Origin of the sequence: Flavobacterium ustbae, from assembly GCF_003946915.1 — a bacterium.
Classification (GTDB): Bacteria; Bacteroidota; Bacteroidia; order Flavobacteriales; family Flavobacteriaceae; genus Flavobacterium; species Flavobacterium ustbae.
The window spans coordinates 144670-160708 of the sequence record NZ_RPOC01000009.1; the positions used below are offsets into that span (position 1 = coordinate 144670).

16 protein-coding genes are annotated in these 16039 nt (G+C 34.4%); 5 read left to right on the forward strand and 11 right to left on the reverse strand.

The genetic code is table 11. The annotated features are described in order from the left end of the window. Nucleotides 1–42 precede the first annotated feature (42 nt). Genes EG814_RS13215 through EG814_RS13225 form a run of 3 tightly spaced genes read right to left on the reverse strand, consistent with a single transcriptional unit; the run spans nt 43 to nt 2166 of the window. Complete coding sequence (locus EG814_RS13215) at nt 43–393, reverse strand: carboxymuconolactone decarboxylase family protein (protein ID WP_091496500.1); 351 nt, start codon at nt 391–393, stop codon at nt 43–45. Further along, a complete protein-coding gene (tatC, locus tag EG814_RS13220; RefSeq protein WP_125722383.1) occupies nt 386–1201 on the reverse strand; it encodes a twin-arginine translocase subunit TatC in 816 nt (271 codons plus the stop codon). The genes EG814_RS13215 and tatC overlap by 8 nt, the downstream gene beginning before the upstream one ends. Next, entirely contained in the window at nt 1201–2166 is a 966-nt protein-coding gene (locus EG814_RS13225) for a KpsF/GutQ family sugar-phosphate isomerase (RefSeq protein WP_164515325.1), read from the reverse strand. Before EG814_RS13225 ends, tatC begins: the two co-directional genes overlap by 1 nt. Nucleotides 2167–2252: 86 nt before the next feature. On the opposite strand from EG814_RS13225, the gene recQ reads away from it, so the two are divergent. Beyond that, the gene (gene recQ, locus EG814_RS13230) at nt 2253–4448 is read left to right on the forward strand and encodes a DNA helicase RecQ (protein ID WP_125722384.1); all 2196 of its coding nucleotides are present in this window, start codon (nt 2253–2255) and stop codon (nt 4446–4448) included. Between the two features lie 99 nt (nt 4449–4547). Here recQ and EG814_RS13235 read toward each other — a convergent pair whose 3' ends face one another. Beyond that, nucleotides 4548–4790 (reverse strand): hypothetical protein, encoded by a 243-nt coding sequence (locus EG814_RS13235; protein WP_125722385.1) that lies wholly within the window; start codon nt 4788–4790, stop codon nt 4548–4550. A 360-nt stretch (nt 4791–5150) separates the two neighbouring features. On the opposite strand from EG814_RS13235, the gene EG814_RS13240 reads away from it, so the two are divergent. From EG814_RS13240 to EG814_RS13250, 3 genes are all read left to right on the forward strand, one after another. Beyond that, on the forward strand, nt 5151–6710 hold the full coding sequence (locus tag EG814_RS13240; RefSeq protein WP_125722386.1) for an NAD(P)/FAD-dependent oxidoreductase: 1560 nt from the start codon (nt 5151–5153) through the stop codon (nt 6708–6710). A 73-nt stretch (nt 6711–6783) separates the two neighbouring features. After that, nucleotides 6784–7485: an SMI1/KNR4 family protein gene (locus EG814_RS13245; RefSeq protein WP_125722387.1), complete on the forward strand. Its 702-nt coding sequence runs from the start codon at nt 6784–6786 to the stop codon at nt 7483–7485. Between the two features lie 8 nt (nt 7486–7493). Next, nucleotides 7494–8579, forward strand: coding sequence for a DUF6630 family protein (locus tag EG814_RS13250; RefSeq protein ID WP_125722388.1), 1086 nt, complete (start codon nt 7494–7496; stop codon nt 8577–8579). A gap of 115 nt (nt 8580–8694) precedes the next feature. Here EG814_RS13250 and EG814_RS13255 read toward each other — a convergent pair whose 3' ends face one another. Continuing rightward, nucleotides 8695–9654 carry a quinone oxidoreductase family protein gene (locus EG814_RS13255; RefSeq protein WP_125722389.1) on the reverse strand — a complete coding sequence of 320 codons (960 nt, stop codon included), beginning with the start codon at nt 9652–9654 and terminating at the stop codon, nt 8695–8697. Nucleotides 9655–9944: 290 nt separating this feature from the next. Next, on the reverse strand, nt 9945–11357 hold the full coding sequence (locus EG814_RS13260; protein ID WP_125722390.1) for an aminopeptidase P N-terminal domain-containing protein: 1413 nt from the start codon (nt 11355–11357) through the stop codon (nt 9945–9947). A 258-nt stretch (nt 11358–11615) separates the two neighbouring features. Between EG814_RS13260 and EG814_RS13265 the strand changes: the two genes are divergently transcribed. Further along, nucleotides 11616–12053, forward strand: coding sequence for an META domain-containing protein (locus EG814_RS13265; protein ID WP_125722391.1), 438 nt, complete (start codon nt 11616–11618; stop codon nt 12051–12053). A 53-nt stretch (nt 12054–12106) separates the two neighbouring features. Here the strand turns inward: EG814_RS13265 and EG814_RS13270 are convergent, their stop codons facing one another. The 5 genes from EG814_RS13270 to msrB form a co-directional block, all read right to left on the reverse strand. Continuing rightward, nucleotides 12107–13351, reverse strand: coding sequence for an RNA polymerase sigma factor (locus EG814_RS13270; protein ID WP_125722431.1), 1245 nt, complete (start codon nt 13349–13351; stop codon nt 12107–12109). Nucleotides 13352–13412: 61 nt separating this feature from the next. Then, nucleotides 13413–13748 (reverse strand): YciI family protein, encoded by a 336-nt coding sequence (locus tag EG814_RS13275; protein WP_125722392.1) that lies wholly within the window; start codon nt 13746–13748, stop codon nt 13413–13415. 82 nt (nt 13749–13830) lie between these two features. Then, on the reverse strand, nt 13831–14283 hold the full coding sequence (locus EG814_RS13280; protein WP_125722393.1) for a carboxymuconolactone decarboxylase family protein: 453 nt from the start codon (nt 14281–14283) through the stop codon (nt 13831–13833). A 170-nt stretch (nt 14284–14453) separates the two neighbouring features. Then, the gene (gene msrA, locus EG814_RS13285; protein ID WP_125722394.1) at nt 14454–15059 is read right to left on the reverse strand and encodes a peptide-methionine (S)-S-oxide reductase MsrA; all 606 of its coding nucleotides are present in this window, start codon (nt 15057–15059) and stop codon (nt 14454–14456) included. A gap of 192 nt (nt 15060–15251) precedes the next feature. Then, complete coding sequence (gene msrB / locus EG814_RS13290; RefSeq protein WP_125722395.1) at nt 15252–15806, reverse strand: peptide-methionine (R)-S-oxide reductase MsrB; 555 nt, start codon at nt 15804–15806, stop codon at nt 15252–15254. Nucleotides 15807–16039 lie beyond the last annotated feature (233 nt).

Sequence of the window (16039 nt, forward strand, 5' to 3'; positions counted from 1 at the left end):
TAACAAATAAACGATTCAACAGTTAAACGTATTAACAATTATTTATTTCCCGGCTTCTTCAAGAGCTTCCCAGAATTCGTAAGCTCTTCGTAAATGAGGAATTACAATTGTTCCGCCAACAAGAGTTGCGATTCCCATTGCTTCCATCATTTCTTCTTTAGAAACACCTTCTTTATAACTCGTTTCTAAATGGTATTTTACACAGTCGTCACATCTTAAAACAGTCGAAGCAACAAGACCTAAAAGTTCTTTTGTCTTTACATCAAGAGCGCCTTCTGCATAAGCATTGGTGTCAAGATTAAAAATTCGCTTTACAATTTTATTATTGTCAGCAAGCAGTTTTTCGTTCATTTTAGAACGATAGTCGTTAAATTCTTGAACTATATCAGACATTTTCTTTCAATTTATTTCTATAAACAATTTTCGAAATCAGAATACTTACCTCGTAGATAATAAGCATTGGTATAGCTACAATAGTCTGACTTACAACATCTGGTGGTGTTACGATTGCGGCAACAATTAGAATAATTACAACAGCATATTTCCAATATTTTCTTAAAAATTCAGGAGTTACAAGTCCTAATTTGGTTAAGAAGTAGATAATAATTGGAAGCTCAAAGAACAATCCGCTTGCCAGAACGCTCGTTTTAACCATTCCCATATAAGACTCTATGGTAAACTGATTGACCACTACTTTACTCACAGAGAAAGTAGCGACAAAGTTTACAGACATTGGAATTACAACATAGTAGCCAAATATTACTCCTAAAAAGAAAAGCAATGAAGAAGAGAAAATAAAAAGCTTAGCATTTTTACGCTCTTTCTCATACAGCGCAGGACTTATAAATTTCCATACTTCATAAAGAATATAAGGGAAACTCGTGATAAATCCGACTAAAATACACATCCAAACAAAGATATTGACCTGACCTTCCATTTCTGTATTTTGAATTATAAAATTCAATTCTGTAATACAAATGCTGTCGGCAAATCCTAATTGATGAGATAGGTCGCAAAACCATACATAGGTAAAAAATGAAGGTTTTGTAGGTGCTAGTATTATTTCGTCAAATAAATAATCACTAAAAAAATAAGTCACAATTCCCATTATGATAACTGCAATTGTGCTTCTAACTAATAACCATCTAAGTTCTTCAAGATGATCCAAAAATGACATCTCGCCAAGATTTTTCTTTGCCATTATACGATTCCTTCTTTTAAAATGTCATGTAAATGTAAAACTCCTTTGTATTCTCCATTATCTGCAACGATAAGCTGTGTAATAGAGAAATCTTCTAAAATATTTAATGCGTCAACCGCCATAGTTTCTGAAGAAACTACTTTAGGATTTTTAGACATAATATCCCGCGCAGTTAAGTCTGCAATAGTATCTACGTCGTTTAGCATTCTTCGGATGTCTCCATCCGTAATAATTCCGATAATTTTATTGTCTTCGATAACTGCCGTTACACCCAATCGTTTTTCGGAAATTTCGAAAATTGCTTTTTTAATTGATGTATCTGGCGTAACACTTGGTTTTAAGGAATGCTCGATCATGTCTTTCACACGTAACAATAGTTTTTTGCCTAATGCGCCGCCTGGATGATATACGGCAAAATCCTCAGGTTTAAAATCGCGCATTTCCATTAAACAAACCGCAAGAGCGTCTCCCATAACAAGTTGTGCTGTAGTGCTGTTTGTTGGTGCTAGATTAATTGGGCAAGCTTCTACAGTAACGGTAGTGTTTAAAATATAATCTGAACCTTTTGCTAAAAAAGAAGTTACATTTCCTGTAATCGCAATTAAAGTGTTTCCGAATCTTTTTAATAAAGGAACCAAAACTTTAATTTCAGGACTGTTTCCGCTTTTAGAAATACAGATAATGACATCATCATTTTGTATCATTCCTAAATCGCCATGGATTGCTTCTGCCGCATGCAAAAACATAGAAGGAGTTCCGGTTGAGTTAAAGGTTGCCACCATTTTTTGCGCAATGATCGCACTTTTTCCAATTCCAGTTACGATTAAACGGCCTTTAGTTTTGTATATGTGTTGGACAGCTTCGTAAAAATTTTCGTCCAAAAAATCAATTAGTTTTGTAATTGCTTCACTTTCAGAGAGTATTGTTTTCTTGGCAATCGCCAATATATTTTCTTTTGTGATCAAAACAGAATATTTAAAATTTGTATGTATAAAAGAAAGTTGTATCTTTATGTGTTGCAAATTTATACAAAATACAGTTAATATAGAGAATGAATTCAAATGAAATTGAAATACATAAAGAATTAAAGAAGTATTTCGGCTTTAGCCAATTTAAAGGCTTGCAGGAGCAAGTCATTACGAGTATTTTAGGTAAAACCAATACATTCGTAATTATGCCGACCGGTGGTGGAAAGTCTCTTTGTTACCAATTACCGGCTTTAATTCAAGAAGGAACAGCAATAGTTGTTTCTCCTTTAATTGCTTTGATGAAAAATCAGGTTGATGCAATTAGAAGCCTTTCGTCTGAAAATGGAATTGCACATGTATTAAATTCCTCTTTAACTAAAACGGAAATTGCTCAGGTTAAGAAAGATATCACTTCTGGATTGACCAAACTTTTGTATGTCGCCCCAGAATCATTAACAAAGGAAGAATATGTGGCTTTTTTACAAAGTGTTCCAATTTCTTTTGTAGCCATTGATGAAGCGCACTGTATCTCTGAATGGGGTCATGACTTTAGGCCAGAGTACAGAAATCTGAGAAATATAATTAAGCAATTGGGTAAAGTGCCAATTATTGGTCTTACCGCGACAGCAACCCCAAAAGTTCAGGAAGACATCCTGAAAAACCTTGATATGTCTGATGCCAATACTTTTAAAGCATCATTCAACAGGCCGAACTTATATTATGAAGTTCGCACAAAAACGAAAAATATTGAGTCGGATATTATTCGATTTATCAAACAGCATAAAGGCAAATCTGGAATTATTTACTGCTTAAGCCGTAAAAAAGTAGAATCGATTGCCGAAGTTTTACAAGTAAATGGAATTAGTGCTGTTCCGTATCATGCAGGTTTAGATGCTAAAACTCGTGCCAAACATCAAGATATGTTCTTGATGGAAGACGTAGATGTGGTGGTGGCAACAATCGCATTCGGAATGGGAATTGATAAACCAGACGTTCGTTTTGTAATTCACCACGATATTCCAAAATCACTAGAAAGCTATTATCAAGAAACAGGTCGTGCAGGACGTGACGGAGGAGAAGGGCATTGTTTGGCTTACTACTCTTATAAGGATGTAGAAAAGCTAGAGAAATTTATGTCTGGAAAACCAGTTGCCGAACAAGAAATTGGTTTTGCACTTTTACAGGAAGTTGTGGCTTACGCCGAAACTTCGATGTCGCGTAGAAAATTCTTGTTGCATTATTTTGGTGAAGAATTTGACAGCGAAAACGGAGAAGGTGCCGATATGGACGACAACGTTCGCAACCCGAAACATAAAGTGGAAGCGAAAGAGCAAGTGGTTAAACTGCTTGAAATTGTTCGCGATACCAAACACATTTACAAATCAAAAGAAATTGTCTTTACTTTAATTGGGCGAATTAATGCTGTGATTAAAGCACATAAAACCGATACGCAGCCTTATTTTGGTTCTGGTTCAGACCACGACGAAAAATATTGGATGGCATTGTTAAGACAGGTTTTAGTAACTGGACTATTGTCAAAAGATATTGAGACATACGGTATTATTAAAATTACTCAAGAAGGATTAGATTTTATCAAAAATCCAGTTTCGTTTATGATGTCTGAAGATCATGAATACACAGAAGCAGACGACGAAACAATTGTAACTGGTGGAAAATCTTCTGGAACTGCAGACGAAGTCTTGACAGGAATGCTTCGTGAACTTCGTAAAAAGGTGGCTAAAAAATTAGGAGTTCCGCCATTCGTAGTTTTTCAAGATCCGTCGATTGAAGATATGGCTTTAAAATATCCGATAACGATACAAGAATTATATAATATTCATGGTGTTGGTGAAGGAAAGGCTAAAAAATACGGAAGCGAATTTGTTGCGTTAATTAGCCGTTATGTAGAAGATAATGATATTATTCGTCCAGACGATTTAGTAGTAAAATCTACGGGAGTAAATTCTGCCAACAAATTATATATCATTCAGAATATTGACAGAAAACTTTCGTTGAATGATATCGCCTCCGCCAAAGGACTAACGATGGATGCGCTGATCAAAGAAATGGAACAGATTGTGTATTCTGGTACAAAACTAAATATCAAATACTGGCTAGACGATATTTTAGATGACGATCAGCAGGAAGAAATTCACGATTACTTCATGGAATCAGAATCGGATAAAATCGAAGATGCCCTTAAAGAATTTGATGGCGATTACGATATTGACGAATTGCGTTTAATGCGTATTAAGTTTATTAGCGAGGTCGCGAATTAATAAAGTATTCAGTGGTCAGTTTTTTAGTGTTCAGTATTCTCTGCAAACTAAAAAACTGACTATTTTATTTAGGAGTTTTACTGAACACTAAAAAACTGATTACTGACCACTATAAACTTCCCCTCGATGCGGTTTCAAAGCATCTCTTACTTGAATCATATTTTCATCGGTTACTACCATAAATGCTGTTGCATGCATATCGTTTACAATATTAAAACCCGTAATATTTAAAGGAAGTTTTTCGATAACAATATATTCTTTCAAATGAATTTCGTGATGTTCGGCTGTTTTAGCAGAAGCCGGCCCGCGGAAATCCCAAATTAGTTTTATTTTTCTAGACATTTTTTTTTTTAAGGTGCTAAGGTTCTAAGTTGCAAAGGTACAAAGACTATTTGAAAAAAGGTGCGGAGGTTCTATGTAGAGACGCACCGCAGTGCGTCTAACGTACTGTAAATATTCGTTGCGTTAATGTATTACGAATAATCGTTGTGTAGACGCACTTCGGTGCGTCTCTACGATATGCTTTATGTAAAATAAATCTTTTTAATCCAAATAATCTGTGGCTAAAAAATAAATAATAAAGATTTTAAAATGATAAAATCAAGGTGCAAATTTTAGACTGAATATAAAATCTCATTTCAAAATAGTACTTTTGCATGTTCTTTTCATAGAAAGAAAAGCTAATAGAATAAAAAAACAAAAATGCCTAAAGAACTTTTACTTCAAGTTACACCAGAAATTGCTGCAAACGAATCATTGCTAAAAGACCATTTGTCTAAGCAAATCAAAGTTTCTGTACAAGAAATTCAGCACGTTTCGATTTTAAAACGCTCTATCGACGCACGTCAAAAAGCGATTAAAATCAATTTGAAAGTTCTTATTTATTTAAAAGACGAACCTTTCCAAGAAACCAAAATTGATCTACCTATATATAAGGATGTTTCCAATTCGCAAGAAGTAATTGTGGTTGGAGCAGGTCCAGCCGGACTTTTTGCTGCTTTGCAATTAATCGAATTAGGTCTAAAACCGATTGTTTTAGAACGAGGAAAAGACGTTCGTGGCCGCCGCCGTGATTTAAAAGCAATCAATCGTGAGCATATTGTAAACGAAGATTCGAATTATTGTTTTGGCGAAGGAGGAGCAGGAACGTATTCTGACGGAAAGTTATATACGCGTTCTAAAAAACGTGGAGACGTTACGAGAATTTTAGAGCTTTTAGTGGCTTTTGGAGCTTCAGAAGATATTTTGGTAGAAGCACATCCGCATATTGGTACCAATAAACTTCCTAAAATTATTGAAGACATCAGAAATAAAATTAGGGAATTTGGAGGTCAGGTTTTATTCGAAACCCGTGTAGATGATATTTTAATTAAGAATAATGAAGTTGAGGGAATCGTAACGCAGAACGGAGATAAAATTCACGCCAACAAACTGATTTTAGCAACAGGACATTCGGCGCGTGATATTTTTGAATTATTAGATAAAAAGAAAATTTTAATAGAAGCAAAACCTTTTGCTTTGGGAGTTCGTGCAGAACATGCTCAGGAATTAATTGACAGCATTCAATATAGCTGTGATTTCCGCGGAGAACATTTGCCGCCAGCGCCCTATTCAATTGTAAAACAAGTCAACGGACGCGGAATGTATTCGTTCTGTATGTGTCCGGGAGGTGTAATTGCGCCTTGTGCTACAAGTCCGGGAGAAGTGGTTACCAACGGTTGGTCGCCTTCAAAACGTGATCAGTCAACAGCAAATTCTGGAATTGTAGTCGAATTGAAATTAGAAGATTTTAAGCCTTTTGCTAAATTCGGAGCTTTGGCAGGAATGGAATTTCAAAAAAGCATCGAACAAAAAGCGTGGCATTTGGCGGGAGAGACTCAAAAAGTTCCAGCTCAACGAATGATCGATTTTACAAAAAGCAAAGTTTCAGCAGATATTCCGAAAACTTCTTATGTTCCCGGAACAACTTCGGTTGAATTAGGACAGGTTTTTCCAGGTTTTTTAACTCAGATTATGCGTCAGGGATTTCAGGATTTTGGAAAATCTATGCGCGGTTATTTAACCAACGAAGCGATTTTGCATGCGCCAGAAAGTAGAACTTCATCGCCAGTTAGAATTCCGAGAGATCCGATGACTTACGAACATTTACAAATCAAAGGTTTGTATCCTTGCGGAGAAGGTGCAGGTTATGCCGGCGGAATTATTTCTGCTGCAATTGATGGCGAAAAATGTGCCTTGATGATTGCGGAATCCTTGAAATAATTGGCTTCAGGTTTTTTGGTCCAGTAAAGATTGTTATCTTAGTATTCTGATTTTAATAGAATATTCCCCAAAGATGACCATACAAGAAATCGAAAAAAAATACCAATTTGAATATCCTCTCCTATACAAACAATTAGATGCCGATGGTATGCTAGATGTTGGAGAATATGGACCAAATTGGTATACGGATATCTATCCTACTTTAAAAGACAATCCGCCTTTGCTTTTGCATTCGTATGATTTTGAATCGCTGAATTTAAAATCTGTTGCAGAAGAAATCGAAGAACTTCAAGATCCCGAAGATTATCGAAATATTAATCCAGAATTTAAGTTTATTCCGTTTGCTAAAAGTGGCGGCGGCGATCATTATTGTTTTTTCTTAAACGAAGAAAATAATGGAGATGTACCAATTGTATACGTTTGGCATGATATGAATGAGGTTAATTATCTGGCTAAAAACCTTCAGGATTTTATCTTCAAAGTTTTGTTGATTGATATGTCAAAACAAGATGTATACAATGAACTGACCGATGAAGAATTTAGAAACGATATCGAATCGGTATTTAAATCGCACAAAAAATATCTTACCGATCGCCAAAACGAAATTTTATCGGCTATTCTAAAACGAGAAATTGTAGATTATGAAATCAACGTTTCTCCAAAAATAGTAGAATCGGCGAGAGGATTATTGACAGATCATGAACTGGAATCGATTGTCAACGAAGTTATTCCTTTTGATAAAATGAATCAGAGTTTTAAATATTCTAATGATTAATATTTCTCATGAGCTTTTTCTCCAATTTATTTAATAGAAACAACAATCCAAAATCGATAATTTCCTTTGATATTATTGAACCTATTTACTCGTATTTATATAAGGAACAGTCAAGTATTGAATTTAAAATGAAAGGAATTCAAGAAGATGTACTCGTAAATTTATATTACTTTCCGGGTTCGTTGGATCATGAAGAAGGAAATGCAGAAATTAAAAAAGCAGGCTTTAATAACGCTTATGAAGTCTTAAATGAGCTTTATAAAAAAATGAATATTGGAGTTTTGACTGATGAAATGATGCAAGAAGGTTTAGAATATGATTTTATACATATTCAGTTTTATTCTGAGCCAACTCCAGAAGAGAAAAAGTTCTTTAAACGTTCGATAAAAAACTTCGTTATCTTTTTTTGCTGTACCAATAGTTTAGAAATAAACGATTTTAAAATGCTGTATTCTGGAAGACATTTTTTCGATTATACGAAAGGATTATTGGAGAGTGAAGTTATAGATGTAAATAATCCGAAGAATGAAAGCGAAGCAATCGGAGTTCGAGATTTCAAATTGGTTTTGCAGGGAATTTGCCAGTATTTAAATATTGAAATTCCAAAAACGGTCGAACTTCCTTCAAATGAAGATTTATTAGGGAACGAAGAAGCGACAGAAGAAACTTTTCAGGAATTTATAAAACTGGTTTCAAGAGGAAATATAGAAGATAAAGAACTGAAAAAAGAAGCTCAAAAGCTTTTTAAAAACTATCAAAAACAAGCTGAAGAATATCACGATACTGTTGAAGGTCATTTTGCTTTTTTCGAAAGTATTAATGCTTGGAACAGCGATTGGAAATTTGATCCAGAAGATGCCGAATATTTTATTTCTGAATTAATTGGCCAAGATTTTACTTTCGATTATCCCGAAGAAACCTATAGTCATGATTTGTTTCCGTACATTCAGTCAGAGTTAGAAAAATCAAATCTGGAATTATTGACCTATGAAACGTTTGGAGATAATTATTTGTTTTTTGTCGCCAACAAAGATGAAGTAGAAAGAATCTTAGAATTATCAGAATTGACTAAAATTGAAATTAACCAATTGTGAGAGTTAGCCACGAATTCACGAATTTATTTAAAAAACTTTGCGTATAGATTTGAAAATAAAAATTCGTGAATTGCTTCGCCTGTTCGCTATCGCTCGAGTCGTGGCGAAAAGATTTTTAAGGAATCAATATGATTTTTCCAGTGCTTTTTCTGCTTTCCAGATAATCATGCGCCAGTTTTCCTTCTGATAATTTGAATGAAGTCGGTTCTGAAAGTTTGATTTTTCCTTCTGTGATCCAACTGAACAATTGCGTTGCTCTTTTAATTCTTTCTTCTTTAGAATTCAAATAACTCCACAAATCTCCTCCAGTTAAAGTTTTAGAACCGTCCATCAACATTCTCGGGTCTACAGGTTCAGGATCGCCGCCTGCCATTCCGAAGAAAACCACTTGTCCGCATTCTTTTGTTACTTCAAAGCTTTCTTTTAAAGTACTTCCAATACTATCATAAATCACATCAACACCATTGGGAAGAATCTTAAAAACTTCCGATTTCCAATCGTCATTATAAAGAAAAACATGATCTGCGCCTTGTTCGAATCCGATTTTTGCTTTTTCTGGCGATGAGGTTAAGCCAATAACAGTGGCGCCCAAAAGTTTGCTGATCTGCGTAAGTATTTGTCCAACGCCGCCAGCAACTGCGTGTATTAAAACAGTTTCTCCTTTTGCAGTTTTGTGACTGTCTGTAGCGAGATAATGAGCGGTTAAACCTTGAAGCAAAACAGAAGCAGCAGTTTCAAAAGAAATACTTTCAGACAACGGAATAATGTGATTTACATTTACCGCTACCAATTCTGCATTGGCAAACGGAGCGTCGGCAAAAGCCACACGATCGCCAACTTTATATTCTGAGTGATTATTGGCATCAACCACAATTCCTGCGCCTTCATAACCCGCAATAAAAGGCGGATTTCCTTTTAAATGATAATTTCCTTTTCGTCGGTAAACATCAGCAAAATTTAATCCGATGGCTTTCATTTCGATTAAAATTTCGTCATTTTTTAAAACAGGGTTTGGTATTTCTATATATTCTAAAACATCAGAATTTCCAAAAGTGGAAAAAGTAAGTGCTTTCATTTTTTAATAATTTTAAAATGTAAAGTTCGGTAAAAAGTAAAAGCCTCTATCAAATTTTAATAGAGGCTTTGTGTTTTTTTTCGCCACAGATTATTTGGATTAAAGAGATTTCTTTTACATGCAGATTATCGTGGAGACGCATTGCAGTGCCGTCTAATCTATTGCAGAAATTCGTTGCGTAGACGCACTGCAGTGCGCCTGTACAGAAAAAACTCAAAACCTCAGAACGTTTTTTTAGCAATAGACTTTGTACCTCTGTCACTCTGAACCTTTGAACCTTTAATAAAAACCTATATTTTAGGAAACTTCATGTCATTAAAAGTGCTTTTTTGTTTGGCTAAAGCTTCAATATCCTGCCATTTTCTAGGAGAATCTATAGAAAGGTTTTCATAAGAATCTTTAAGCATTAAAATATCGTCTTCGATACGAACCCCGATATTCCACCATTTTTTATCACATTTGCTGTTTGCCGGAATGTAAATTCCAGGCTCAACAGTTAGAATCATATTTTCTTTTATAAGAGTGTTTGGTCCTTTAAAAGTTCCTTTGTCATGAACATCCAGGCCCAGAAAGTGTGAACATCCATGAGGATAATACAATTTTACATCTTTCGGATCTGTAATAATTCCTAATTTGATTAAACCTTTTGCTATAACATCTTTAGCGGTTTCATTAAGAGCGATAAGGGGAGTTCCTGCTTTGCAGATTTTAAAAACAGCTTCCTGCGCGTCGTAAACAATTTGATAAATGGCTTTTTGCTCTTCGGTAAATTTTCCGTTGGCCGGAATTGTTCTGGTCACATCTGCAGAATAGCCGTGATATTCAGATCCAACATCCATTAATAATAATTGATTGTCAATTTTTGTGGCGTTATTTTCCCAGTAATGCAATATGCATCCGTTTGCTCCAGCGCCTATAATTGGTGCGTAACCTTCAGCTTCAGCTCCATAATGTTTGTGGATATAACTATGGATTCCGTCAGCTTCGTTTTCACTCATATCTGGGCCTACCGCTTTCATAACTTCGTTATGGGCGACACAAGAAAGTTTGACTGATTTACGCATCAAAACCAGTTCTTCTGGAGTTTTGATTTCTCTAAGCGAGCTCGTAATATCCATAAAAGATTCAAGCGGTGCTTTGTCGTCTGTGTTTATTGATGCCTTTTTTTTGAAAGTCTCAAGTAATCCAAAAAGATCAAATCCGCTTTGATCATTACGAACATCTGTTGGAATTTTGTCATAGATTAGTTTGTCGAATTTTTTGAAATCGATAGCAAAATCTTTAAAATCTTTTCCGTTATAAACTGTTGTAAACCCAAGTTTAGCTTTAGCGCCTTCAATTCCTAAGCGTCTTCCTGTCCACATTTCGTGAGCTGCGTTTTTTTCTCTAACAAAAAGAACTTCATTGTATTTTTCAGTTCCCTGCGCTTCTTTAAAAATCAATAATACAGCATCTGGCTCTTTATATCCGGTTAGATAATACATATCAGGATTTGCGTGATAAATGTAATCGATGTCTCTAGAAAACACTCTTTCTGGATAGGAGAAAACAACAGCAACCGAATTGGCAGGCATTAAAGCTCTAAATGCTTCACGGCGTCCTTGGTGGAATTCTTTTGGTAGATAATCTGTTGGAAGGTTTTCTTGCGAATGAACAAACGGTGCTGTCAATGCAAATACAAACAAAAATAGGAATTGTTTCATTTTTTGGTTTTTTGTTGATGATTTTGGTTTTTTGATTGATGCAAATTACAAAAAAAATGAAATCATGTGCTTGAAATTAAATCTTTGATTTCGAAAAGTTTAATAAAAATACAGTAACTTAGAGACAGCAATATAGATTTAGGGAGGAATCTAAATTTGTATAAGACGGCTAACTAGGCATGAATATTGAGAAAAGAATTTTTATAGAATTATTTTAATCTTCAAAAACAAATTATAAATCTTTAAAAATATATTTTTATGAAAAAATACACACTTGCAGTTCTTTCAATTTTAGCATTATTTTTTGCTTCATGCAAAGCATCAAAAAGTGCTGGGAATGCTGACGATCTATTTGGCACAACTTGGGAATTAGAATACATTTCTGGACCAAGAATTGCTTTTGAAGGATTGTATCCGAATAAAAAACCGCAAATTACTTTTGACCAGAAAGAAAAACAAGTATATGGTAATAACGGTTGTAATGGTTACAGAGCTCCTTACACTTTAAATTCAAATTTATTGACTTTTGGAGAGCCGGGCCCTGCAACACTCATGTTTTGTGATGGTGGCGGAGAGCAGCAGTTTTTACAACAGATGAAAAAAATTACTAGCTATGAAATTGACAAAGACGGAAAATTAAACTTAATTCAAGGCGATGTGCCAATGATGAGATTTAAAAAAGTAGCTAAACAATAGTTTTGTAATAAGAAAAAAAAACAAAAGCAGATGATTGGTTTCATCTGCTTTTTTTATTCGGTAAGATTATTTATTTTTTGCATGTTTTTGCTAATGATATTTTTATCAGAATCTGTTTTAGCAAGATTTAAAGCATTTTCAAAATGATTTAATGCCTTTTTAGAATCAACTTGTAGGTAGAGATTTCCAAGTAAGGAATAGTAAAAATGATTATCGGTCAGGTTTAATTTTTCGGCTTCGCGAATGGCTTCTTCATTGCCTTCTACTTTAGATAAAGCATACGTTCTATTTAAAGCTACAATTGGAGAATATTCTAAAATAATTAGATTATTGTACAATTCGAGAATGTTTTGCCATTTTTCAATTGTATCATTTTTATTGGTATGCCAATAAGCAATTCCAGCTTCGAGATGATATTTTGAAAGCGTATTTCCAGTTGATGATTTACTTAAGAAATAAGTTCCTCGGTCTATCAATTCCTGATTCCAAAGTGATTCATTTTGGTCTTCGTATAAAATAATTTCTCCGTTTAAGCCGGTTCTAGCTTCGAATCTTGAAGAATGAAAACACATTAATGCCATTAAAGCATTGGTTTCAGGTAGATTCGTGTTTTTATTTTGAATCAGCAAATAGGTAAGGCGCATGGCTTCTGTACAAAAATCTTTTCGTAAAGTCGTATTTTGAGAAATAGAATAATAACCTTCAGAAAAGAGTAGATAAATAGTTTTTAAAACCGTAGACATTCGGTCTTGTATTTCAGAAAGATTCGGGTTTTGGATCTTAATGTTTTCTTCTTTCAGTTTCTCTTTGGCGCGGTTAATTCTTTTATAAATAACCTCCTTATTAGATAAAAAAGCATCGGCAATTTCGCTTATTCCAAAACCGCACAATAAATTAAGAGCCAATGCAATTTGAGCTTCTTCAGAATTACTCGGATTACAAACCGTAAAAATCATCGCGAGCTGGCTATCTGCAATATTTTGATCCGATAAATCGATGTCAACTTCAGGGTTTTGGAGCGGTGCATTGTGTTTGATTTCGCTAACTATTTTGGTTTCAAAAATAGTGTTTCTTTTCAGGTAATTTTTAGTTTTGTTTTTGGCAACCGTATACAGCCAGGCAGTTGGGTTTTCTGGAGTGCCTTTTATAGACCAAGTTTCGGCAGCAGTGAGAAAAGTATCGCTAACAATATCTTCGGCAATTTCGATATACTGAATGCCAAATAAGCTGCAGAGTACCGAAACTATTTTTTGATATTCTGTTCTAAATAAATTAGGGATAATTTCTTTGTTCTCCATACTATAAAGCAAAATGCCTAAGTAAAGATACAAAGGCATTTTGATATTAATTACTTCAAAATTAAACAGCCATTCTGATTTCGACATTTCCGCCAAAATTCAAAACTGGACATCCTTGTGCAATTTCGGCAGCTTCGTCATAATCTTTTGCTTTGATAATGATTAATCCGCCGATAGATTCTTTAATTTCGACAAAAGGTCCGTTTGTAACTCCTTTCGAGTTTACCAGTTTTCCTTGACCGTCCCAACGCTGTAAAGGTCTTGCCAGTTTATCCTGAGCAGCAAGGCTTCCGAACCAGTTTTGCCATTGCTGCAAATGCTGTTGCAATTCTTCTGGAGACGGCTGTTCTTCTTTAGTTATAAAATCTCTTCTGAAAATCAATAAAAACTCATTCATTTCGATATGTTTTATAAAGATTAATTTGCTTTTTATGTTATATAAAGTTAATTGTTTTTAGAAAATAAAAACCAATTATCATTTATCCAAACTGACCCACTCTGTAAGTTCCTGGAGTATTAGCAAAAGTAATATTAAGACGATTCCAAGCATTGATTGTTGCAATAGCAAGAGTAAGATCTACTAATTCCTGTTCTGTAAATTCAGCTTTTGCAATTTCATAAATTTCGTCAGAAACTTCGCAGGCATTTACTGCTTCCGCGAAAGCAAGAGCGACTCTTTCTCTCTGTGTAAAATAAGGAGTTTCTCTCCAAGCACTTAATCCGAATAAACGCTGTGTAGTTTCGCCATTTGCAATTGCTTCTTTAGAATGCATGTCTAAACAATAAGCGCAACTGTTTATTTGAGAAACTCTGAAATCTACCAATTCAATAAGAGATTTTTCGATTGTTGCTTTTTTCAAATAACCAGTAATTCCAAATAATGTACTAACTGCTTTTTGACCTTGTTCGAATAAATTTAATCTAGCTTCCATGATGTATAATTTTTTAAATATTTATACTCTAATAACAATCGAACTTTGAGTATTGGACAAAAATCTGAAAAAAATAAAATAATTTTAAGATCTCAATGTTTATAAGCCTTTAGCGAATAAAAAAACCGCCCATTTTTTGTGGACGGTTTATAGTGATGCATTACTATTTATTATTTCTTTTTCATTTTGTCTTTAAAAACCTTTTCGAATTTTTCCAGTTTCGGCTGAATTACCATTTTACAATACGGCTGGTTTTTATTATTCGCATAATAATTCTGATGATAATCTTCGGCTTTGTAAAAAACTTTAAAAGGTTCCACTTTTGTCACAATTGGGTTGTTGTAAACTTTGGCTTTGTTTAGTTCGGCAATAATGCTTTGTACAGCTTTTTTCTGTTCTTCGTTTTTGTAGAAAATTACCGAACGGTATTGCGTTCCGACATCTGCACCCTGACGATTTAAAGTTGTCGGATCGTGAACGGTAAAAAAGACTTTGAAGATTTCGTTAATATTTGTTACGGTTTTGTCGTAAATAATCTGAACCACTTCAGCATGACCGGTTGTTCCTGTGCAGACTTGTTCGTAAGTTGGATTAGCAATTTTTCCTCCAGAAAACCCAGAAACTACAGATTTTACACCGTCTAGTTGTTCGTAAACAGCTTCAACGCACCAATAACAGCCTCCGCCAAGCGTAATCGTTTCAAGATTTGATTTCTTGCTTTGTGAAAATCCATTCAGCGAAAGCGCAAAAAAGAATATTAAAAGTATATTTTTCATAATGAGATTTTTGTTTAAACACATAGAGACATAGCTTTTTGGAATCTTGATAAAGGCGTTTCACTTGACTAAATTCACATAGTTCTATGTGTGAGAAACGAGTTTCTTTAGGTTTTTCTATTAAGGATTTTATAATTCTATGTTTCTATGTGTTTTAAAATTTTTAAACTTGACAAGCTTAACAGTAAATATTTATTTAGAATCAGGAATAAAATCAAGAGCAATAGAGTTCATGCAGTATCGTTTTCCTGTTGGTTCTGGGCCATCGTCAAAAATGTGACCTAAATGTCCGCCGCAGCGGCCGCAAAGTGTTTCGATTCTTTCCATTCCAATAGAATTATCTTCTTTAAAAACAATGCTTTTTTTGTTTTCCTGTTCAAAAAAACTTGGCCATCCGCAGCTGCTCGAAAATTTAGCTGTCGATCTAAACAGCAAGTTTCCGCACGAAGCGCAGTAATAAGTTCCTTTTTCGTCCGTATTCCAATATTTTCCTGTAAAAGGTCTTTCGGTGTCAGCTTCACGCATTACCGCATAAACATCTGCGGGTAAAACCTTCTTCCATTCGACATTGCTTACGTTTAGTTTTGTGGTATCTGTATTAGAATAATAAGGATTTTCGGGTTTACTGATTTTGTTTTCCATAACGGTAGTTTTTGCAGGCTGTTTTTTGGTGTTTTGTCCGCAGGCTTGTAAAACAAAAAGCGGAATTAAAAAACAAAGACTGAAAATTAAATTTTTAGATTTCATAAATTCTTGGGTGCTAGTAGTCTGAATTTCAAAGATACGTCGAGATTTAGCTTCAAATTACAGTCCGAGTTATTATTGAGATTTTTTTAAGTGTGTTTTAACTTTTTATTAGTTACGTAAAAGAGCACAATGTAGTTTTTATGTCTTAATTTTAACAGCTTTTAATTTTTAGCGTAAAATAGAGTATTGTAAATCAGTAAAATAGAAATTTAGTCTGAAGCTTAGCTTTTGAC